This window comes from Aeromonas sp. XH (genome assembly GCF_033348475.1).
GTDB lineage: Bacteria > Pseudomonadota > Gammaproteobacteria > Enterobacterales > Aeromonadaceae > Aeromonas > Aeromonas sanarellii.
Genome location: NZ_CP137630.1, coordinates 1,912,771 through 1,931,811, shown reverse-complemented (window position 1 = coordinate 1,931,811; position 19,041 = coordinate 1,912,771). Strand labels below are relative to the sequence as shown.

Here is a 19,041-nt window from a genome sequence, read left to right as displayed (position 1 = left end):
GAGCAACGGACATGAACCACATGCCTCATAAAGACCCGACCCTCGCCACCGCCCTGCTGGCCTGGCTGATGGACAACTGGCCCGCCGTCTATGGGGCCCTGCTGGCGCTGGCCATCGCCTTCCTGCGCATCACCTACGCCGGTGGGCGGGGTCGCCGCCGGCTGATCGAATCCCTGCTGTGCGGCCTCATTACCCTGGCGGCCGCCACCGGGACCCACCTGCTCGGGATCCCCCAGGAGGCCACCCCCTTTCTGGGCGGCGTGGTGGGGCTGCTTGGGATCGACATCATCCGCGACAGGGCGGCCCTGATGTTTAGCAAGAAGGAGGACAACAATGCCGCGCAGTGACTGCCATCCCCAGATGGCCGCCTTTCTCGACCTGCTCGCCTATGCCGAGGGCACCAAAGGGCTGGGCGACGACGGTTACAACAAGCTGGTCAACCCGGCCGGGTTCTTCCAGGACTACCGCGAACACCCCGATGTGTTGGTGCGGGTCAATCCGACCCTGCACAGCACCGCCGCCGGGCGCTATCAGTTCCTGTCCCGCCATTGGCGCCACTACCAGGCGGCGCTCGGCCTGCCGGACTTTGGCCCCGTCTCCCAGGACACCTGGGCCATCCAGCTTATCCGTGAGCGCAAGGCACTGGATGACGTGATCAAGGGGCGCATTCAACAGGCGATCAGCAAGTGCGCCAACATCTGGGCCAGCCTACCCGACGCCGGCTACGGCCAGCGCGAGCACAAGCTGGCGGATCTGCTGGCCAAGTTCACCGAGTTTGGCGGGGTGCTGGCATGAGCACGTTCATCCGGTTGTTACCGGCCCTGATCGGGTTGGTGATCGGCAGCTTGCTGTTTGCCCAGGGGGAACGGCTCACCCAACGCACCCGGGAGCTCGCCACTGCCAACGAGACCATTGCCACCCTGCGAGAGGCCAACGACCAGATGGGCAGTGTGCTCAAGACGCTGCGGCAAGAAGACAGCGCCCTGCGCCAACTGCTCGCCCACCAGAACGCGGCCTTGGCCGAGCTCGACAATCAGAACAGGAAGACCGCCGATGACCTGCAACAAGCCCTGGCCACGCCGCCGGCGGGCCGCCCGGATTGCGCTCGCGAGCCTTTGCCTGCTGGCGCTCTGCGCCTGCTCCAGCCAGCCGTTGAGCGTGGTGCAAACCCGGGTGGTAAAGCGGCTGCCGCCGCCGGGGCTGGTACCCCACTGCCCGGAGCCTGATTTCACGGGGAGCACCTACGGCGATGCCGTGCGGTTTATCCCCACCCTGCAGACGGCGCTGCGCCGCTGCCAAACCCAGATCACCACCCTGAACAACTGGATTACCCAAGAGGAGACCACCCCATGAGCACACCGATCATCACCCTCGACGTCGCCGGCAAAGAGCTGAAGTTCGCCCCCACCATGGTGGCCTACAACGGCTTCATCAACGACATGATGCCGAGCGACAAGGTGGCGCCGGCCCACAACTACCTCAAGAAGATCGTCTGCCAGGAGAGCAAGGCCGCGCTGGACGAGCTGCTCAAGCGCCCGGGCGCCGCCCTGCAGTTGGCGGGAGCCATTAACGAACAGTTCGCCCCCACCCTGGAGATCACCGTAAAAAACTGACCGCGCGCGCCGAGGCCATCGAGCGCAACCAACTGGAGCAGGTGCTGGCGCTGCGGCGCTACTACCTGCCCCACGAAGAGGACGACCTCGACAACCTGGCTCGCGCCATCTGGTTAGACAAACAGCACCGAGAGTCCAACGCCGCCGCCGTGGCCGAGGGCATTGCCAAAGCACTAAACGGGTAACGACTGATGGCCTGGATGGAAAAATTGATGATGCAGGTGGCCCTGGTTGACCAGGTCACCAAGCCCCTTGCTGGCATCAATGCCCAGATGGACAAGGTCAGCAAGGCGGGCCGCCAGGGCTGGAGCAACATGGCCATGGGGGCCACCACCCTGGCCGCCGGCGGACTGGCGGTGCAGGCGGCACTGGGTCCTGCCATCGAAATGGACCGGGCCCTCTCCGAGGTGGCCTCCCTTGATGTGCAAAAGGACGTGCTCGGCGCGCTTGGCCGCGAAGCCCTCAAGCTGTCCGTACAGTACGGCAACTCGGCCACCGAGATTGTCCGCTCCTCCTACGACATCCAGTCCGCCATCGCCGGGCTGGAGGGTAACGAGCTGCCCGCCTTCACCCGCGCCTCGACCGTCCTGGCCAAGGCCACCAAGGCCGATACCGCCACCATCACCAACTACATGGGCACCATGTACGGCATCTTCGAGCAGCAGGCCAAGAGAATGGGCAAGGCCAACTGGGTGGAGGATGTGGCCGGCAAGACGGCGCTCGCGGTGCAACTGTTCAAGACTACCGGTCAGGGCATGGCCGATGCCTTTGGGGCCATCGGTGCCAACGCCACGGCGGCCGGGGTGTCAATGAACGAGCAGTTCGCTGTGCTGGGCCAACTGCAGGCCACCATGGGCGGTGGCGAAGCCGGAACCAAGTTCAAGGCGTTCCTGGCCGGGGTGGGCAGTGCCCAGAAGGCGCTCGGCATGAAGTTCACCGACGCGGCGGGCAACATGCTGCCGGTGCTCACCATCCTCGACAAACTCAAGGCCCGCTATGGCGAGACCCTGAGCGTGGCCGAGGGGGACGAGCTCAAGAAGGCGTTTGGCTCGGATGAGGCGGTGGCCATGGTCAAGCTCCTGATGACCAACACCAAGGCCCTTTCCACCAACATCAACGCCCTGGGCAACACCCACGGCATGGGCAAGGCTGAGCAGATGGCGGCGGCCATGACCGACCAGTGGGAGCGGGTGACCCAAGCCTGGTTCGCCATCCGGGCAGCCGCCTTCGGGGTGGTGCTGCCGGCCATCAACAAGGTGGTGGGGGTCTTTGCCGATGGGGCCGACACCGTGCTGCGCTGGACCCACCTCTTCCCGAACCTCACCCGGGCGGTGAGCTATGCCCTGCTGGCCATCGTGGGCCTTAGCATGGTGACCGGTGCCTGGCTGCTGGTCGCTGGCGTGGCCAAGCTGGCCACCCTGGGGCTCGGCATCGCCTGGTCGCTCCTGATCGCCCCGCTCAACCTGCTCAAGGCTGGGCTGGTTGCCTTTCGCGCCATCCTGCTGGCCGTCAACATCATGATGGCCGCGAACCCGGCCGTGCTGCTGGCCTATGTGGTCGGCGGGCTGCTCGTCGGGGCTATTGGGCTGGCGATCTACTACTGGGATGACCTCAAGAAGACCCTGGCGGATTGGGGCGTGTTCGACACCATCCAGAGCATGATCGACGGAGCCACCGCTGGCTGGGCCAGCTTCACGCAGCTACTCGGCAACCTGAGCCCCTTTCAGTTGCTGGGGCGGGCGGTGGACTGGTTGATCGAGAAGCTCAACCTGATCCCGGGGGTCAATATCGAGCTCGGCGGCATGCCGGATCTGCAGATGCCCGCGCTCACCCCGCTGACCCTCCCGGTCATGCCTGGGACGGTCAGCGCCCCCATGGCGGCAGAGCAGCAACAGGCCTCGATCACCGCTCCCCTCGCCCGCTACCGCCAGCCGGAGCAGAGCAAGGTGCCGGCCGGCGGACTGGGCCAGCAGCTGATCCAGGCCAACGCGGCCGCGAGCGCTGCCAACCAGAAGCCCGCCAAGTCCCTGCACATCGGCGAGGTGCACATCACCAACCAGAACCCCATGACCCCGGAACAACTGGCCGAAAACGCCTGGCTGGAGACCAAGTGATGAGCGAACCCAAGTACATCGACATCCTGGTGGTGAACGGTGCCTGGCAGCTCGATGCCGGCGGCCAGCCCCGCACCACCCAGGACCGGCACAGCATCGGTCAGGACATCAAGCACCGCATCATGGAATCCGGCCTCGCCCGCAAGCTCATCGGCGAGCGCAGCCCGACCCTGCGCAGCGACGTGATGACCGAGATTGAGCTGCTGGTTGAAGACGATGAGCGGCTGGTGCCCGGCACCATCTTCATCAGCGAAGAGGCCCCCGACCGGGTGCTGGTCACCGCCCGCACCTATGAATTCGGCGAACTGGAGGTAACCCTGTGAACCTGCGCCCGACCGTGGACTTTATGGCCCTGCTGGCCGAGGCTGGCGTGCCGACCACCGAGGCGGCCATGGAGGCCGAGCTCAAGAAGGAAGTGGTGGCCGCTGGCTCCCTCATCACCAACGACAGCGACGTAAGCCCATTCTGGCGGCTGGTGCGCGGCGTGGTCATCACACCGGCCCTCTGGCTTATCCGCACCCTGCTGGCGGGCCACGTGCTGCCCAACACCTTCGCGGCCACCGCCACCGATGCCTATCTCGACCTCAAGGCCTGGGATGTGGATCTCACCCGCAAGGCGGCCCAGAAGACCCGAGGTCTGGTCAACTTCGTGAAAGCCAACCCAAGTGACGCCGTCACCATCCCGGCCGACATCTGGGTCACCACCGAGCGCATCAACGGCACCATCTATCGCCTGCGCCCCCTGCAGGCGGTGGTGAGCCCGGCCGGGGAGGCACTGGCCCGGGTGATGTGCGAGGCCGAGCTCGCCGGCGCAGCCTGGAACCTGGCCCCGGGCTATTACAACCTGTTGAGCGAACCGGTGACCGGCATCCTCTCGGCCCGCAACGATGACAAGGAGTGGATCACCACCCAGGGCAGCGACGTCGAGAGCAACGACGCGCTTGGTCTGCGCATCCAAAACCAGTTTTCGGCGGTGGGTCGTTACCACATCGATGCGATTTACCGCTCTATGCTGGCGAGCGTCGCGGGGATCCGCGCCGATCACATCTTCTTCGAGCACGACGCCCCGCGGGGGCCCGGTACCGCCAACGCTTACATCCTGCTGGAGGTGGGGGCCACCCCGGCCAGCCTCATCAACCAGCTCAACGACTACGTGGGCCGCCAGGGCAACCATGGCCACGGGGATGATCTGTTCGTGATGAGCATTCCCGAGACCCAGCACAGCCTCACCCTAGCGCTCTGGCCCCAGGCCAACCTCAGTGACGAGCAAAAGGCCTCACTCAAAGCCGGCGCCGAGAACCTGGTCAGGGCGGCGTTTCGCCAGTCGGCAGACTTCCCTGCCGTCACCCGCACCTGGCCGCGCTCGCGCTTCTCGCTCTCCCAGCTTGGCCGCGAGCTGCACAGCCAGTTCCCGCAGCTCCAGAGCCTGCGCTTTGGCGAGAGTGACATCGTCGCAGGGCTGGCCATCCCACGATTGAAAACGCTGACGGTGACTCTGCATGACTGACCCGACCCCCCTTGAGCATGAGCGGCAGGCGCCAGTGCTACCCGATGCCAGCGCCCCCTGGTGGGAAGACGGCTACACCATCAGCCCGGCCCATGCCGAGCCGGGGTTCTTGGCCAAGGGCATCAACGCCTTCTGGCAACGGCTCAAGGCCTGGTTGTTGCTGCCGCTGGCCCAGCAAGACCCGCTGACCTGCTCGGAGTCCTTGCTGGCCCTGCTCGCCTGGGAGCGGGACATCGCACGTTTCAACGGCGAGCCGCTGCCGCTCTTTCGCAAGCGGGTCAAGTTCGCCTTTGTGAACGCCCGGGACGCCGGCGAGGTGGCGGGATTTAAACGCATCTTCGAACGCCTCGGCATCGGCTGGTGCGACATCCACGAACGCCAGGCCGGCACGCCCTGGGACGTCATCACCATCGAGGTGACCGACAGCGCCATCGCGAGCAATCAGCAACTGATGGAAACCCTCATTCAACACTATGGCCGTACCTGCCGCCGCTACCGCTTCCAGGTGGTTTACCCGGTCACTGCCACCCTGCGCCCCGGTCGTATCGACATGAACCAGCAGGTGCTCGGCGCGACACTCAAGAGGACCCCATGAGCCAGATCATTACCAACGCTTTCGCCAGCTACCTGCAGGCGAGCCTCGCCAACCAGACGCCGGTGGTGCTCGATGAGTTCGTGCTGGCCAACATCCCGGGCCTGGACCCGAACCAGCCGATAAGCCCGGATCTGGGCTTGCCGCCGGCGGGCCAGATTGTGCACCGCCACGCGGTGGACCAGCGCGGGCGCATCAACAACGACGCGGTGGCCTACACCATCGTGATGGACACCACGGTCGGCGATTTCAGCTTCAATGCCCTGTACCTCATCAACAAGGCCAGCGGCATGGTGGGGATGATTGTACACAAGGGGCTCGAGACCAAGCTCAAGACCAATGAGGCCACCGGCCAGACCGGCAACAGCCTGGTCAAGTCCATGCTGATGGAGTACGACCGGGCAAGCGAGGCCACCGCCACCCACGTGGACGCCAGCACCTGGCAGATTGACTATGCCGCCCGCCTGCGCGGGATGGACGACGACCTGCGCCTGCAGGCCCTGCAGTTCTTCGGGCCGGCCACCTTCTACGGCGCCGGCTTCAAGCTGGTAAGCGAATCCGGTGTCTACAAGGTGCAGCCCGGGGTGGCCTATGTGGGTGGCCTGCGCGCCCAGCTCGACGAGGTCAGGAAAATCACCCCCGGCGCCAAGCCGGTGGGGCTCTGGCTCGACATCTACCGGGCGGGCTCCCTGTTCAATGCCTGGGTGAATCACTTCACCCTCACCCTGAGCGTGCCGGCCCTCGCCGACTATGTGGACGGCAACGGCTATCAGCACCATGTGGCCCAGGTCGCCATCATCAACAGCGACGGCAGCATCACCGACCTGCGCCGCAAGCGCACCATCGAGCTCTCCGGGGATGTGATTGGCAAGGGGATCCTGGAGGATGCTCAGGGCGTCAACATCGCGGTGGAGATCAAGGCCGGCAGCCATCGCCACCCCTGGTCCGAACTGGACGGCGTGCCAGCCACCGCCAGCCGCTGGCCGAGCTGGGCAGAGGTGACCAGCAAGCCAGACCTCGCGGCAGCTAACCATTCCCACCCGGGCTCCTGGCTCAACCCCATCAACCTGGGTACCGAAGATCTCGACACCCTGAAAGAACCCAAGGTGTATGCACAACATGCCAACGCCAACACCTCGGCCGCCCGCCATTACCCGGAGAACAGCGCGGGGGCGCTCATCGTCAGCGCTGGTGCCGGCCCCCAGCAGACCTACCTGGTCTACAACTCCAGCCGGGTCTGGCGACGGGCGCAGTACAGCACTGGCGCCTGGACACCCTGGACCCGGGATTACAACACCGGCAACAAGCCGAGCCTGGCCGAGTTGGGGGCCGCCGCCGCGAGCCACGCTCACCAATGGAGCCAGATCACCGGGGCACCGGTGCAAACGACCCGCTGGCCCAGTTGGGCAGAGGTCACCGGTAAGCCCGGCACCATGCCGCCCAGTGCCCACACCCACCCCTGGTCACAACTGACCGGGATCCCGGCCTATGCCGCGCGCTGGCCCAGCTGGGGGGAAGTCACCGGCAAGCCCGCCACCATGCCGCCGGCCGCCCACACCCACCCCGCAGCCCAGGGCAATGCAGATGTGGTTGCCAGCGGCTGGGGACAGATTGGGACCTATGCCATGGCCTGCTGTATCGCCAACGTGGGTGCCAGAAGCGCTGGATTCGTTGTTGCTGGCAGCAGTTTGAAACTTGCCTGCGGCTCAGACCAATGGGCTGGCCGGGGGGCCACCTTGCCCGGTACCTGGAAACTGCTCGGCTACATCGTCGGAGATGGCAAGGAAGGCGGTTGGAATAACTCAACCTGGATCCGCATCAGCTAAGGAGACCCCCAATGACCATCGAGATTATCCAAGCACGCAACGTCACCGCAGAGCAGGGCCGGGAAAACGAGCTGAACATGGAGGTGCTCTTTGCCCACCTTCCGATGTTCGTCCCCTTCACCGCAAGGCGTGATGATATAGAGCCCCACGGGCGTGAACTCTACAGCCGGGCCATGTTTGGCGACTTTGGCCCCATTGAAGCGATCCCCCTGCCGCTCCCTACCGAGGCCGATCAGCAGGACCGCCTGTATGACCGGCTGACAGTGGCGAGCACCGCCATGGCGCCGCTGGAGGATGCCGAGAAGCTGGGCATCATCAGCGATTTGGAACGTGAACGGCTCATCGCCTGGCAACACTATCGGGTTGCCCTCTACCGTTTGCCGCAAAGCGAGGGCTGGCCAACTACCGTCACTTGGCCGGAGAGGCCCCAATGAGCTGGGCCCAGGGGGCGCTGCGCTGGCCCGCCACTGCCGGCAGCGTACACACCCGCGCCCAGGAGGTGCTGGGGCAGCTTCCGGCGAGCCAGGCGAACTCCATGGGACGACTGCAGGGACAGTCCGCGCGGGCCCAGTATCGGCGCCACCCGCTTAGCGAGGCGGCCGGGGGCTTGGCCGGTCTTAGGGCCGAGCTCGACCGGTTGCTGGTGAATGGCCACTGCCTCACCGTCACCCCTTACCAGCACGGGGTGGGCCAACAACAGGGCAACCAGCACCATCTGTCCGCCCCCAACGCGGTGGCCGCCCTGGCCGCCAAGCTGCAGGATGGCGCCGACCCACGCCTGCCCAGCCGGCAGCAGCATGCCCTCGCCTGGCTGGTGACCGGCAACAGCGCCGAGGACCTGGCCCGGCAGCTGGCGCTCCTCTGCGCCCTGCTGCCACTGCCGGAGTGGTGCGCCACCCTGCGCCGCCTCACGGCCAGCAACGACACCATGCATCAGCCCACCGCCGCCAGGGTGCCGCGCTGGCGCGCCGGGGAGCCCCTTTGCTGGGTGCCGTTGCGCCCAGCCAGGGCAGCCATTGGCGCTGAGCTGGCGCAACTGGAGAGCCTCGCCCGGGATAGCCAGAGCCCCATCGACAAGCTGCAGGGGCTCGCCGGGCGCCGCAGCGCCCGCCTCGATGCGCTGGCCACCACCCTGGCCGAACTGGGCAAGCTCTCCGGCACGCTCTGGCACTGGCAAGGCCAGGGAGATGCGGCGAGCCTCGCCACCCAGCTCGGGCAGAGCACGCCCCCCGACCACAGCATGAGCATGACGGTCGGTGCCCTGCTGCTCTCCCCTTCCCCGCTCACCTTCTGGCAGGAGTTGACCCCATGAGCCAAGCCATGCTGACCCTGGATGGCGAACCCATCACCATGAAGTCGATGCGGGTCTCCGCATCGATGCAGTTTCAGGACAAGGACCAGAGCGGGCAGACCAGCTCGACCAGCAGCGCCGAACAGGGCGCCAAGGGCAAGGAACTAGACGTCTCAGGCCTCATTCCGTTCAAGGAGGAGCGCATGCTGAGCCGGCTGTTTGAGCTGGCGGATGCCAAGGGCAACGGCGGCAAGCGCCACATCTACCGGGTCGGCTCGCTCCTGGCCAAGTCGGTGAAGGTACGCCAGGCGAGGTTCGCCGGGCGCATCACCGCCAGCGAACAAGAGGGGCTGCTGGCCTGGCAGGTGCAATTCACCTTGAAGGAGTTCAACTCGGTGCCGGAGAAGCGCGAGCAACGCCTGCCCAAGCAAGCCCCGACCGTGGGCCAGGGCACTGCCAACACCAGCGTCGCCAAGCCCGGCGGCAAAGAAGCGGGGGATGAAGCACAGGACCTCAGCAGCTTCGAGCGCTACGTGCTCCAACCGATGGATGACATGCTGGCATGAAACTGACCACCTCTCTGACCCTTGCTGGCCAACCGGTGCACCTCATCGACCATGATCTGGTGCTAGATCTCAACGCCGGCGGCCGCGCCGCCCTTACCATTGAAGGCACCGCCCGCAAGGGGCAGACCTTCACCCTGAACACCGGCTATAACGGCGACCTGCGGCGCTGGTTCACGGGCTACGTGTACGACGTACAGTCCGCCGCCAACGGTGCCAGCAAGCTGCTGTGCCGGGAGCTCGCTGGTGCCCTGGGATCCCGCCTGCCCGTCAGCCAGCAGCATGCCACCCTGCGCGGCCTGCTGGCCTGGCTGACCGACCGCTGCGGGCTCACCTTCCTGCTGCCCCTGGGGGCGGACTACACCGACCGCCCTATCCCCAACTTCACCAGCGCCGGCACCGGCTATCAGTTGCTCGATAACGCCGGGCGCGCCTTCGAGGTGCCGGATTTTGTCTGGTACCAGCAACCGGATGGCGCCATCTACGTGGGGAGCCACGCCCATAGCCGCTGGCACGACAAGGAGGTGACGCTCGATCCCGCCTGGTCAGGGCGCCAGGCGGGCGACACCCTCACCCTGTCGCCGGTGCCGGCCATCCGCCCCGGGGCCATCATCAACGGCAAGCGGGTTATGCGGGTACGGCTCAAGGGCGATGAGATGACCCTGACCACGGCGACACCCGACAAACCGGTGAAGTCGCCGGAGCGGCGCAAGATGGAGGGCGAGTTCCCGGAGCTGGCGGACAAGATGCACCTGCCCAAGTTCGGGCGGGTCGAGGCGGTGAGCGATCTGGCCACTACCGGCCAGCTCAATGACCCCTTTCGCCCCCGCTACGCGGTGGATGTGCAACTGCTGGGCGAGGATGGCCAACCGGACAAGGCGGCCCCGCTGTATCGGGCGGTGCCGTTGCCGGTAATGTTCGGCGGGCAGGAGCAGGGCCTGTTGCAGTTCCCCATCGAGGGGACCCTGGTTGAGCTGGGGTTCGCCTTTGGTCGGGCAGATCGGCCCTTTATCCGCACCGTGCTCGGCAGCGGCTGGTCTCTGCCGGACATCGCCCCGGGTGAGCAACTGCAGCAGCAACGGGCCGAGGTGTTCAACCGCACCGACACCGTGGGCAACCTCTCCCGCCACACCGACCGGCGCCTGTACGACCACGCCCTGCAGATGCACCACCAGAGTGACGACTACCTGGGGGAACATGGCCAGCATCGGCTGCAGGTGGCCCAGCACAGCATCGAGGAGGTCGGCGGGCTCAAGCTCATCGAGGCGCTGGGCGCCGTCGAGCTGCTGGCCGGGGATGATCTCACCCTGGGAAGTCTGGGTAACATGAGCCAGACCACTGCGGGGGATCTGGTCGAGGTGGTGGGACAACTGCGCCGGGCAGTTGCCGGTGAATTGCAGCACCTGGAGGCGCCCCGTTCGTGGATGGGGACCCATGGCGTGAACATCTTCCAACTGCTGCTACAGCTGATGAACGTGGTGGAGCAGCTGGCAGCAGCCACTGCCGGCCACACCCACGGCAGTGGGCCAGCCCCAGGTAACAGCGGGGCCATTGCAGGACATGGCCAACAGGCCAAGCAGTTGGCCGGCCAGCTATCTCCCATCATCGAGTAAACCACCAAGCGAAGAAGGCCCCACAGTGTGGGGCCTTCTTCTATCTGCCTGACAGCGCCTGAGCATGGCCAGGGAATGGCGCCGCATGAAGAGGCAGCCATCGGGCAGCGCTGCATCATACGTGAAGCCTGCGCACGCTCACAGCCTCCCTACGCGCGCCGGCGACGCCCACCGCCGCGTCTGCGTCACGGAATCCGCGCTCATCCGCTCCCGCCTGCGGGGTTCATCAGGAAAAATTTTTGCAAAAGTGGATTATCGCAAAACCATATGCCCAGACCGCGCCAGATAAAAGATCCGCAGAGCGTTGAGGATCTGCAAAGAAGGATCTTTTTTGCTGAGTTTTACAGTTTTCCGAGTCATTAAGACACCAGAGGAAAGCGTAATACATTGAATACTATGGGCAGTGAGTACTTTCCGTGGATATTTGAACGATCGATGAAGTAATGAGCGTACACCTTGAAGCCAATAAAAAACCTTTATTTTCATATGGTTAGATTATAATGAATAGCGATTTTGAAACTGAAACATTGAAACCTAGCTCGCCACATCCCAACTACTGGTTCACATTTCAATTCTCCATAGTATCGGTACAATAACGGACATGTTTGAGGCTCACTATTTTTTGAGTAGGGATACATGAAGAAAAAAAAAGAGATCAACTGGGAGCGCTGGCATTGGTTAAGGCAACATCTTAAACAGATACGAAGAGCACCAGACCCCATAGAACCACAAGCTAAAATTACTACCTTCCTAACGAATGTATTTGCAGCAATCCCTGTAATCACTGCGGGTATCTATTTATCCGGAATGGCATATCACTTGGGCGAATGCCTAGTTGATGGGTTGGAGATTTTTGAGTTTCCATGGCCTGCGGACCTATATCTCGCTTGGGGATACATGCAATGGCTAGACGCGGGAAAGATCTATCTCAAGCCGGTGTTCTGGGGCATCGTTGCAATAGCATTCATCATCGTGGTTCTATTCGTATGCGTCGGGCTACGGCTAAGATGGGCATGGTATTGCCATCGCTTATGCTCAATACGTCTTCCAAAGGTAAAAAAATTCTTACGTAGAAGAGCACTGGTGCCAACGCCAAGGCTCTTTATCTTCTTTTTTTGGTTGAAAATCATTTATGATCGGTTTGCCATTTTGATCATACCTGCACTGCTTGTCCTCTTACCTGCATTCTTTAGTTTCAATGAGGGTATTAGCTCTGCGCAAGCAAGGGTTGACAGGTTGGAAAACGATCAATTGACAGCCGAAGACGCAAAGACCCAATCAGTTCTCCTCAAAGATACACCGCATATCCGTTTGATATGTAATGGCGTCCATTGCGCTTATCGACTAAAAGGGGGACAAGTCACACTAGTACGCCACGAGCAGACCGAGAAAGTGACATGGATTGCGCCAAAGGACATCCCAACTAACTCATCAAAAGTAAGCCGCTCCGAGTAACAGCACAGCTCAAAATAATTGCGTGTCTCTACTTCACCTTCCCTACTATTACCCCAAAAGAAGGCCCCAACTAATATGGGGCCTTCTTTTAACATTTAGGTACTAGGTCAATGAGCCGCCAACTCACGAAACAAGTCAGGCTTATCCTGGATAAGGCCCAACACTTTCGCAGCTAACCCGGTCGGATTACGACGCCGGGTTTCCCAACTTTTTACCGTATCCACACTCGTTCCTAATGCTTGGGCAAACTCCTGCTGTGATACCTTGAGGTTAAGACGGATGGCCTTGACATCAGCAACCTCGTATTTTGTCCGTGCGGCAGGCTCTACACGACCCTGCTTGATCTCGACAGCCTCTTCCAGGGAAGCCTTCAGTTCGTCAAACATGTTCATATCAAACCTCCCCTTTCAGTAACGTGGTCAATTTCTTCAACTCAGCCTTTTCTGCGGCTGTGAGGCTCTCTTTCTCACTCTTCGCATACGCCAGTACCAGGTAAATCGTCTCTACAGTTGCCAAGAAGTAGATCACCCTGGCACTGCCGCTTTTCCCTTGCTGGCCTGTTGCCATGCGAACTTTTCGCAAGCCACCAGTACCTTGGATCAAGTCGCCTTTCTCTGGCTGGGCAATCAGCTCGACTTGCAATGCTCTGAGCTCATCGTCTGTCGCTAAGGCTTTGATCTGCCTGGTGAAGATAGACGTCTCTATAAATTCGATCGCGTGACTCACGCATCACTCACTCTGAGCATTCATCATAGTGTACATAGTACACATCACGAATCTGCGAGGCAACATGGCCATTCTGGCTATGTCCCACCCTTGCAGCCAATACGCCCACCAGGCTCTCAAGCTACGATGGCATCAAGCAAAATAAATGGGGCGATATGCGGACATCAAAAATAATAAAACCATATAAAACAGTTAATTACAGATGCAAAAATGGCAGCCTAGGCTGCCATTTTTTTTGATCCATTTTGATTGGGCCAGACGGGTGAGCCAACCGCTCAGAGGGCGTTGCGCCTGGGGCCGAACGGCAGGCGCCAGCGCAGCAGGCTGTTGAGGGTGGCCCGCCACTGGTTCGGACGCCCCAGGATCTGCCTCTGCAGCCGGGTCTCCTCTTGCAGCATGGCCTCGTCACTGCGGGCCCAGGCCTGGGTGTAGAGCTGCTTGATCCCCGCCAGCGCATCCGGCGACTTGGTGATGAGGGTCCTGGCGAATGCCCGTGCCTCCTCCAGGGGGTCAGTGCAGACCCGGCTCACCAGCCCCAGGCTCTTGGCCTCCGCCGCCTCCAGCTCGCGGCCGCTCATGGCCAGCTCCATGGCGGTGTCTATCCCCATCAGGTTGCGCAGGGTGACGCTGCCGCTCATGTCGGGGATGATGCCCCACTTGATCTCCATCACCGAGAAGCGGCAATCGGGGGTGCTGAAGCGAAAGTCGGCGCCCAGCGCGATCTGCAGGCCGCCACCGAAGCAGACCCCCTGAGTCACCGCGATCACCGGCACCGGCAGCTGGTGCCAGCCATAGGCGACCCGCTGGGCCAGGTTGGTCGCCTCGTCCGCCTCGCGCTTGAGGATCTCGAGCGCCGCCACCGGCTGTCTCAGCATGGATTTCACATCCAGCCCGGCGCAGAAGGCCCGCCCCTCCCCGTGCAGGATCACCGCCCTCAGCCCCTTCTGCCGCGACACCTGGCCCAGCACCTCGTCGATGGCGTCAAACATGGCCCGATCCAGCGCGTTGAGCTTGTCACCCCGGGTCAGCATCACCTCGGCGATACCGTCCTGAAACCCCCATTTGACCCTTGGCTTGTCCATTTCCGTCCTCGTCCTCTCATTCAACTGGTCATACCACAACGTTACCAGAGTGTTACCGGCAGGTACAGGGAGGCGACCCCGGGTCTGCGACTAAAGTCGGCTGGCCTCGGCCCTGTCCCTTTGCCAGACTGGCCCCATGCTCACGGCGGAGAGTCGTCATGTCACTTCTGTTCAATTTTTCCCGCCCGCCGTTCGACTGCCTGGACGAGGCGGCCCGCCAGCGGCTCGGCCAGCGGCTCAGCATCTGCTACTTTCGCGCCGGCCAGACGGTGCAGAGCCCGGGGGACGAGCCCGAGGGCCTCTATCTGATCATCAAGGGGGCCGTGGAGGAGTCTGCCCCCCATCAGACGTTCGGCGACTACGGCGAGGGGGACATGTTCGACGTCAGGGCCCAGTTCGACGGTCGCTGCCGCCACCGCTTCGCCGCCCTGGAAGACACCCTCTGCCAGCTCGTTCCCCGCCCAGACTTCCTGGCGCTGTGCGACCTGCATCCCGACATCGCCCACTACTTCACCGCCACCCTGGCGGAACGCCAGCGGGAGCAGGAGCGCCGCGGCCAGCTCGGGCAACAGAACCTGGCGGAGTTCATCCTGACGCGGATAGGCCCCGGGCATCTGCAGCCGGCCCTGCAACTGGACAGCCAGACCAGCCTGCTGGCCGCGACCGAGGCCATGGTGGCCCGGGGAACGGACTGCCTGCTCTACCCCGCCGCCGATGGCAGCCTGAGCCTCGCCACCCGCAAGACCCTGCTCCATGCGCTGACCCTCAAGGGACTGCCGCTCACGGCGCCGCTCGCGGTGCTGACCCCCGCCCCCCTGATCGGCCTGGCCCAGGGCAGCTATCTGTTCGACGCCCTGCTGCTGATGACCCGCCACCGCATAAAGCGCCTGGTCATCTGGCAGGGGCAGGAGGTGGCAGGCATACTGCACCTGACCCAGGTGCTGGGGCTCTTCTCCGCCCACTCCCACGTGCTGACCCTGCGCATCGCCCGGGCCGACAGCCCCGCCGCCCTCGAGGCGGTGGCCCGGGAGCAGCAGCAGCTCACCCGCTCCCTGTTTGCCCAGGGGATCCACACCCTCTTTCTGATGAAGCTCATCGCCACCATCAACGAACAGCTGATCGCCAAGGCCTTCGCCCTGGTGATCCCCCCCGAGGTGCAGGAGAAGGTCTGTCTGCTGATGCTGGGCTCGGAGGGGCGCGGCGAACAGATCCAGAAAACCGATCAGGACAACGCCCTGATCCTGCCAGAGGGCCTGACATGGCCCGCACGGGAGGCGGATCTGGCCGCCTTCAGCGACCTGCTGGCACGGCTCGGCTACCCTCCCTGTCCGGGGCATGTCATGGTCAGCAACCCGGCCTGGGTGAAGGGGGCGCAGCAGTGGCAGGCGCAGATCGAGCTGGCCTGCGCCCGGGCCGACGAGGACGATCTGCTGTGGCTCGCCACCCTGGCCGATGCCCAGGCCATCATGGGGGATCGCCCCCTGCTCGCCCCCGTCGCCCGCCACCTGAGAGCCTGCCTGGCCGACAGGCCGGATCTGCTGGCGGAGATGGCGCGGGCGGCGGTGGCCTTTCACACCCCCCTCACCCTGTTTGGCCGGCTGGAGCAGGATCCCGAAGGGCTGGATCTCAAGCGGGGCGGCCTCTTCCCCCTGGTGCACGGTGTGCGGGTGCTCTCCCTGGAGGCGGGCGTGCTGGAGACCTCGACCCTGGGGCGCATCGACGCCCTGGTGGCCCAGGGGCGCCTCAGCAGCGACTACGGCGCCAATCTGGCGGAGGCCTTTCGACTGTTTATGCGGCTTCGGTTGCGCAGCCAGTTGCAGGAGGGGGACGGGCGGGTACACGTGGCCGGGCTCGGCCACACCGAGCGGGATCTGCTGCGCCATGCCCTGCACCAGGTGAAGAAGTTCCAGCAGTGGCTCACCTTGCACTTTCGTCTGAGGCAATAGGGATGTGGGCGCACTGGCGACGCCGCTGGCAAGGCAGGGCCTTCCGGGACGGGGAGTTTGCCCCCCTCTTTGCGAGCCCTCCCGCCGACGAGTGGGTGGCGCTGGACTTCGAGACCACCAGCCTCAACCCGGCGCGGGCGGAAATAGTCTCCATCGGGGCGGTGCGCATCCGCGGCAACCGGATAGAGACAGGCGACGCCCTCAGCCTCCGGGTCCAGGCCCCCGCCAGCCTGAGCACCCAGTCTGTGGTGATCCACGGCCTGCGCCACCGGGATCTGCAACAGGGCATGACGCTGGAAGCCGCGCTGCGCCAGCTGCTCGCCTTCATCGGTCCCCGCGAACTGGTGGGTTACCATATCGCCTATGACCTGCGCATCCTCAACCTGGCGTGTCAGCGGCTGTGGGGGCTCACCCTGCCCCAGTGGGGCCTTGAGGTGAGCCGGCTCTACCACGACCAGCTCTACCGCCGTTATCCCGATGCCGCCATCGACCTGCATCTGGCTGCCATCTGCGCCCACCTGGCACTGCCCCCCCTGCCCCTTCACGACGCTCTGAGTGACGCCGCCGCCGCCGCCCTCATCTTTGTCCGCCTGCGCAATGGCGGCCCCCTGGCTTATCCCAAAGTCTAATTGTCGACAAATAACATTTAATTCACATTTTGCTTACATGAGCGGCCTGGCTGCTCGGTAGGGAACCCCCTTCATCCACCGCTGACACTCAATGTCATGGAGCACTGCAATGGAACAGCAACCGTATCTTCGGATCCAGCAAGATCCCAACTTCCAGGCTCTGGTCGCCAAGCGCCAGCGCTTTGCCTGGATCCTCTCCATCCTGATGCTGGGACTCTACCTGGCGTTCATCCTGCTCATCGCCTTCGCCCCCGGCTGGCTCGGCACCCCCTTGAGCGAAGGCTCGAGCATCACCCGCGGCATCCCGGTCGGGATTGGCCTCATCCTGTCGGCCTTCGTGCTGACCGGCGTCTATGTGTTTCGGGCCAACGGCGAGTTTGACGAGCTGAACCAGAAGATCCTCAAGGGAGTGCAATCATGAAAGGCAAGTCTCTGCTGCTGTTGACCGGTCTGGTCTCCACCCCCCTGCTGGCGGCCGATGCCCTCACCGGCGAGGTGCAACGCCAGCCCCTCAACGTCTCGGCCATCGTCATGTTCGTGGCCTTCGTGGCCGCCACCCTGTTCATCACCTACTGGGCTTCCAAGCGCAACCGCTCGGCCTCAGACTACTACGCCGCCGGCGGGCGCATCACCGGCTTCCAGAACGGTCTGGCCATCGCCGGTGACTACATGTCTGCCGCCTCCTTCCTCGGCATTTCCGCCCTGGTCTACACCTCGGGCTATGACGGCCTCATCTACTCCATCGGCTTCCTGGTGGGCTGGCCCATCATACTGTTCCTGATCGCGGAGCGGCTGCGCAACCTCGGCAAGTACACCTTCGCCGACGTGGCCTCCTACCGCCTCAAGCAGACCTCGGTGCGCAGCCTCTCCGCCTGTGGCTCCCTGGTGGTGGTCGCCCTCTACCTCATCGCCCAGATGGTCGGTGCCGGCAAGCTCATCGAGCTGCTGTTCGGCCTGCAATACCATGTGGCCGTGGTGCTGGTCGGCATCCTGATGGTGCTCTACGTGCTGTTCGGCGGCATGCTGGCCACCACCTGGGTACAGATCATCAAGGCGGTGATGCTGCTCTCCGGTGCCTCCTTCATGGCCATCATGGTGATGAAGTCCGTCAACTTCGACGTCGGCGCCCTGTTCAGCGAGGCGGTCAAGGTCCATGCCAACGGCGCCGCCATCATGAGCCCGGGCGGCCTGGTCGCCGATCCCATCTCCGCCATCTCGCTCGGGCTGGCCCTGATGTTCGGCACCGCCGGTCTGCCCCACATCCTGATGCGCTTCTTCACCGTGAGCGATGCCAAGGAAGCCCGCAAGTCGGTGTTCTACGCCACCGGCTTCATCGGGTACTTCTACATCCTCACCTTCATCATCGGTTTTGGCGCCATCCTGCTGGTCAGCACCAACCCTGACTTCAAGGACGCCACCGGCGCCCTGCTGGGCGGCACCAACATGGCGGCGGTCCACCTGGCCGATGCGGTGGGCGGCAGCCTGTTCCTGGGCTTCATCTCCGCCGTGGCCTTCGCCACCATACTGGCGGTGGTCGCCGGGCTGACCCTGGCGGGTGCCTCCGCGGTCTCCCACGACCTCTATGCCTGCGTGATCAAGCAGGGCAAGGTCAACGAAACCGACGAGCTGCGCGTCTCCAAGATGACCACGCTAGTGCTGGGGGTCGTCGCCATCGGTCTGGGCATCCTGTTCGAGAAGCAGAACATCGCCTTCATGGTGGGCCTGGCCTTCTCCATCGCGGCGAGCTGCAACTTCCCTGTGCTCTTCCTCTCCATGTTCTGGTCCCGCCTGACCACCCGTGGCGCCGTCTATGGCGGCTGGCTCGGGCTGGTGAGCGCCGTGACCCTGATGATCCTGGGTCCCACCGTGTGGGTGAAGGTACTGGGCCATGCCGAGGCTATCTTCCCCTACGAATACCCGGCGCTCTTCTCCATGGCGCTCGCTTTCGTCGGGATCTGGTTCTTCTCGGTGACCGACAAGTCCCAGAGCGCCTCCGACGAGCATGCTAAGTTTTTCCCGCAGTTCGTCCGCTCCCAGACCGGGCTCGGTGCCTCCGGCGCCTCCGCCCACTGAGGTCCCCCTCC

23 protein-coding genes are annotated in these 19,041 nt (G+C 63.7%); 20 read left to right on the top strand and 3 right to left on the bottom strand.

Going from position 1 to position 19,041, the window contains the following annotated elements:
• Window positions 1-20: 20 nt before the first annotated feature.
• The 16 genes from R2B70_RS09015 to R2B70_RS08940 all read left to right on the top strand — a co-directional run bounded on the left by R2B70_RS09015 (window position 21) and on the right by R2B70_RS08940 (window position 12,574).
• Complete coding sequence (locus R2B70_RS09015; RefSeq protein WP_039040942.1) at window positions 21-347, top strand: phage holin, lambda family; 327 nt, start codon at window positions 21-23, stop codon at window positions 345-347.
• Window positions 334-795, top strand: a complete 462-nt coding sequence (locus tag R2B70_RS09010) for a glycoside hydrolase family 104 protein (RefSeq protein ID WP_318163189.1) — start codon at window positions 334-336, stop codon at window positions 793-795. The genes R2B70_RS09015 and R2B70_RS09010 overlap by 14 nt, the downstream gene beginning before the upstream one ends.
• Window positions 792-1,226 (top strand): hypothetical protein, encoded by a 435-nt coding sequence (locus tag R2B70_RS09005; RefSeq protein WP_318163188.1) that lies wholly within the window; start codon window positions 792-794, stop codon window positions 1,224-1,226. Before R2B70_RS09010 ends, R2B70_RS09005 begins: the two co-directional genes overlap by 4 nt.
• Window positions 1,153-1,353 (top strand): hypothetical protein, encoded by a 201-nt coding sequence (locus R2B70_RS09000; RefSeq protein WP_235671700.1) that lies wholly within the window; start codon window positions 1,153-1,155, stop codon window positions 1,351-1,353. The genes R2B70_RS09005 and R2B70_RS09000 overlap by 74 nt, the downstream gene beginning before the upstream one ends.
• The gene (locus R2B70_RS08995) at window positions 1,350-1,613 is read left to right on the top strand and encodes a putative phage tail assembly chaperone (protein ID WP_048207754.1); all 264 of its coding nucleotides are present in this window, start codon (window positions 1,350-1,352) and stop codon (window positions 1,611-1,613) included. The genes R2B70_RS09000 and R2B70_RS08995 overlap by 4 nt, the downstream gene beginning before the upstream one ends.
• 41 nt (window positions 1,614-1,654) lie before the next feature.
• Window positions 1,655-1,798, top strand: a complete 144-nt coding sequence (locus R2B70_RS08990; RefSeq protein ID WP_318163187.1) for a DUF6890 family protein — start codon at window positions 1,655-1,657, stop codon at window positions 1,796-1,798.
• Window positions 1,799-1,804: 6 nt separating this feature from the next.
• A complete protein-coding gene (locus R2B70_RS08985; RefSeq protein WP_318163186.1) occupies window positions 1,805-3,727 on the top strand; it encodes a phage tail tape measure protein in 1,923 nt (640 codons plus the stop codon).
• Complete coding sequence (locus tag R2B70_RS08980) at window positions 3,727-4,050, top strand: DUF2590 family protein (protein ID WP_048207756.1); 324 nt, start codon at window positions 3,727-3,729, stop codon at window positions 4,048-4,050. Before R2B70_RS08985 ends, R2B70_RS08980 begins: the two co-directional genes overlap by 1 nt.
• Complete coding sequence (locus R2B70_RS08975; protein ID WP_318163185.1) at window positions 4,047-5,234, top strand: baseplate J/gp47 family protein; 1,188 nt, start codon at window positions 4,047-4,049, stop codon at window positions 5,232-5,234. The genes R2B70_RS08980 and R2B70_RS08975 overlap by 4 nt, the downstream gene beginning before the upstream one ends.
• Window positions 5,227-5,829, top strand: a complete 603-nt coding sequence (locus tag R2B70_RS08970; protein WP_318163184.1) for a phage tail protein — start codon at window positions 5,227-5,229, stop codon at window positions 5,827-5,829. The genes R2B70_RS08975 and R2B70_RS08970 overlap by 8 nt, the downstream gene beginning before the upstream one ends.
• Window positions 5,826-7,652, top strand: coding sequence for a phage tail protein (locus R2B70_RS08965; RefSeq protein ID WP_318163183.1), 1,827 nt, complete (start codon window positions 5,826-5,828; stop codon window positions 7,650-7,652). Before R2B70_RS08970 ends, R2B70_RS08965 begins: the two co-directional genes overlap by 4 nt.
• A gap of 11 nt (window positions 7,653-7,663) precedes the next feature.
• The gene (locus R2B70_RS08960; protein ID WP_318163182.1) at window positions 7,664-8,086 is read left to right on the top strand and encodes a tail fiber assembly protein; all 423 of its coding nucleotides are present in this window, start codon (window positions 7,664-7,666) and stop codon (window positions 8,084-8,086) included.
• Complete coding sequence (locus tag R2B70_RS08955) at window positions 8,083-8,964, top strand: hypothetical protein (RefSeq protein ID WP_318163181.1); 882 nt, start codon at window positions 8,083-8,085, stop codon at window positions 8,962-8,964. Before R2B70_RS08960 ends, R2B70_RS08955 begins: the two co-directional genes overlap by 4 nt.
• Window positions 8,961-9,509 (top strand): hypothetical protein, encoded by a 549-nt coding sequence (locus R2B70_RS08950; protein ID WP_318163180.1) that lies wholly within the window; start codon window positions 8,961-8,963, stop codon window positions 9,507-9,509. The genes R2B70_RS08955 and R2B70_RS08950 overlap by 4 nt, the downstream gene beginning before the upstream one ends.
• Window positions 9,506-11,119, top strand: coding sequence for a hypothetical protein (locus tag R2B70_RS08945; RefSeq protein WP_318163179.1), 1,614 nt, complete (start codon window positions 9,506-9,508; stop codon window positions 11,117-11,119). Before R2B70_RS08950 ends, R2B70_RS08945 begins: the two co-directional genes overlap by 4 nt.
• Window positions 11,120-11,755: 636 nt before the next feature.
• Window positions 11,756-12,574: a hypothetical protein gene (locus tag R2B70_RS08940; RefSeq protein ID WP_318163178.1), complete on the top strand. Its 819-nt coding sequence runs from the start codon at window positions 11,756-11,758 to the stop codon at window positions 12,572-12,574.
• A 107-nt stretch (window positions 12,575-12,681) separates the two neighbouring features.
• Here the strand turns inward: R2B70_RS08940 and nadS are convergent, their stop codons facing one another.
• The 3 genes from nadS to R2B70_RS08925 all read right to left on the bottom strand — a co-directional run bounded on the left by nadS (window position 12,682) and on the right by R2B70_RS08925 (window position 14,382).
• Window positions 12,682-12,966, bottom strand: coding sequence for a NadS family protein (gene nadS, locus R2B70_RS08935; protein WP_236345763.1), 285 nt, complete (start codon window positions 12,964-12,966; stop codon window positions 12,682-12,684).
• 1 nt (window position 12,967) lies between these two features.
• Entirely contained in the window at window positions 12,968-13,300 is a 333-nt protein-coding gene (locus tag R2B70_RS08930; RefSeq protein WP_113995678.1) for a type II toxin-antitoxin system RelE/ParE family toxin, read from the bottom strand.
• Window positions 13,301-13,575: 275 nt separating this feature from the next.
• Window positions 13,576-14,382 carry a crotonase/enoyl-CoA hydratase family protein gene (locus R2B70_RS08925; RefSeq protein WP_042077837.1) on the bottom strand — a complete coding sequence of 269 codons (807 nt, stop codon included), beginning with the start codon at window positions 14,380-14,382 and terminating at the stop codon, window positions 13,576-13,578.
• A 158-nt stretch (window positions 14,383-14,540) separates the two neighbouring features.
• Between R2B70_RS08925 and R2B70_RS08920 the strand changes: the two genes are divergently transcribed.
• The 4 genes from R2B70_RS08920 (at window position 14,541) to R2B70_RS08905 (ending at window position 19,030) form a co-directional block, all read left to right on the top strand.
• Window positions 14,541-16,328 carry a putative nucleotidyltransferase substrate binding domain-containing protein gene (locus tag R2B70_RS08920; RefSeq protein WP_042077836.1) on the top strand — a complete coding sequence of 596 codons (1,788 nt, stop codon included), beginning with the start codon at window positions 14,541-14,543 and terminating at the stop codon, window positions 16,326-16,328.
• A gap of 2 nt (window positions 16,329-16,330) precedes the next feature.
• Window positions 16,331-16,957 carry a 3'-5' exonuclease gene (locus tag R2B70_RS08915; protein ID WP_042077835.1) on the top strand — a complete coding sequence of 209 codons (627 nt, stop codon included), beginning with the start codon at window positions 16,331-16,333 and terminating at the stop codon, window positions 16,955-16,957.
• A gap of 109 nt (window positions 16,958-17,066) precedes the next feature.
• Window positions 17,067-17,378: a DUF485 domain-containing protein gene (locus tag R2B70_RS08910; RefSeq protein ID WP_042077834.1), complete on the top strand. Its 312-nt coding sequence runs from the start codon at window positions 17,067-17,069 to the stop codon at window positions 17,376-17,378.
• Complete coding sequence (locus tag R2B70_RS08905; protein WP_042077833.1) at window positions 17,375-19,030, top strand: cation acetate symporter; 1,656 nt, start codon at window positions 17,375-17,377, stop codon at window positions 19,028-19,030. The genes R2B70_RS08910 and R2B70_RS08905 overlap by 4 nt, the downstream gene beginning before the upstream one ends.
• The last annotated feature ends 11 nt before the right edge of the window (window positions 19,031-19,041 follow it).

Excerpts from the sequence above, each read along its gene's own strand:
- R2B70_RS08945 (WP_318163179.1), top strand. The coding sequence starts at position 9,506 with ATGAAACTGACCACCTCTCTGACCCTTGCTGGCCAACCGGTGCACCTC.
- R2B70_RS08920 (WP_042077836.1), top strand. The coding sequence starts at position 14,541 with ATGTCACTTCTGTTCAATTTTTCCCGCCCGCCGTTCGACTGCCTGGAC.
- R2B70_RS08970 (WP_318163184.1), top strand. The coding sequence starts at position 5,227 with ATGACTGACCCGACCCCCCTTGAGCATGAGCGGCAGGCGCCAGTGCTA.
- R2B70_RS09005 (WP_318163188.1), top strand. The coding sequence starts at position 792 with ATGAGCACGTTCATCCGGTTGTTACCGGCCCTGATCGGGTTGGTGATC.
- R2B70_RS09015 (WP_039040942.1), top strand. The coding sequence starts at position 21 with ATGCCTCATAAAGACCCGACCCTCGCCACCGCCCTGCTGGCCTGGCTG.
- R2B70_RS08915 (WP_042077835.1), top strand. The coding sequence starts at position 16,331 with ATGTGGGCGCACTGGCGACGCCGCTGGCAAGGCAGGGCCTTCCGGGAC.
- R2B70_RS08980 (WP_048207756.1), top strand. The coding sequence starts at position 3,727 with ATGAGCGAACCCAAGTACATCGACATCCTGGTGGTGAACGGTGCCTGG.
- R2B70_RS09010 (WP_318163189.1), top strand. The coding sequence starts at position 334 with ATGCCGCGCAGTGACTGCCATCCCCAGATGGCCGCCTTTCTCGACCTG.
- R2B70_RS08960 (WP_318163182.1), top strand. The coding sequence starts at position 7,664 with ATGACCATCGAGATTATCCAAGCACGCAACGTCACCGCAGAGCAGGGC.
- nadS (WP_236345763.1), bottom strand. The coding sequence starts at position 12,966 with ATGAACATGTTTGACGAACTGAAGGCTTCCCTGGAAGAGGCTGTCGAG.
- R2B70_RS08940 (WP_318163178.1), top strand. The coding sequence starts at position 11,756 with ATGAAGAAAAAAAAAGAGATCAACTGGGAGCGCTGGCATTGGTTAAGG.
- R2B70_RS08905 (WP_042077833.1), top strand. The coding sequence starts at position 17,375 with ATGAAAGGCAAGTCTCTGCTGCTGTTGACCGGTCTGGTCTCCACCCCC.
- R2B70_RS08925 (WP_042077837.1), bottom strand. The coding sequence starts at position 14,382 with ATGGACAAGCCAAGGGTCAAATGGGGGTTTCAGGACGGTATCGCCGAG.
- R2B70_RS08950 (WP_318163180.1), top strand. The coding sequence starts at position 8,961 with ATGAGCCAAGCCATGCTGACCCTGGATGGCGAACCCATCACCATGAAG.
- R2B70_RS08995 (WP_048207754.1), top strand. The coding sequence starts at position 1,350 with ATGAGCACACCGATCATCACCCTCGACGTCGCCGGCAAAGAGCTGAAG.
- R2B70_RS08985 (WP_318163186.1), top strand. The coding sequence starts at position 1,805 with ATGGCCTGGATGGAAAAATTGATGATGCAGGTGGCCCTGGTTGACCAG.
- R2B70_RS08910 (WP_042077834.1), top strand. The coding sequence starts at position 17,067 with ATGGAACAGCAACCGTATCTTCGGATCCAGCAAGATCCCAACTTCCAG.
- R2B70_RS08965 (WP_318163183.1), top strand. The coding sequence starts at position 5,826 with ATGAGCCAGATCATTACCAACGCTTTCGCCAGCTACCTGCAGGCGAGC.
- R2B70_RS08955 (WP_318163181.1), top strand. The coding sequence starts at position 8,083 with ATGAGCTGGGCCCAGGGGGCGCTGCGCTGGCCCGCCACTGCCGGCAGC.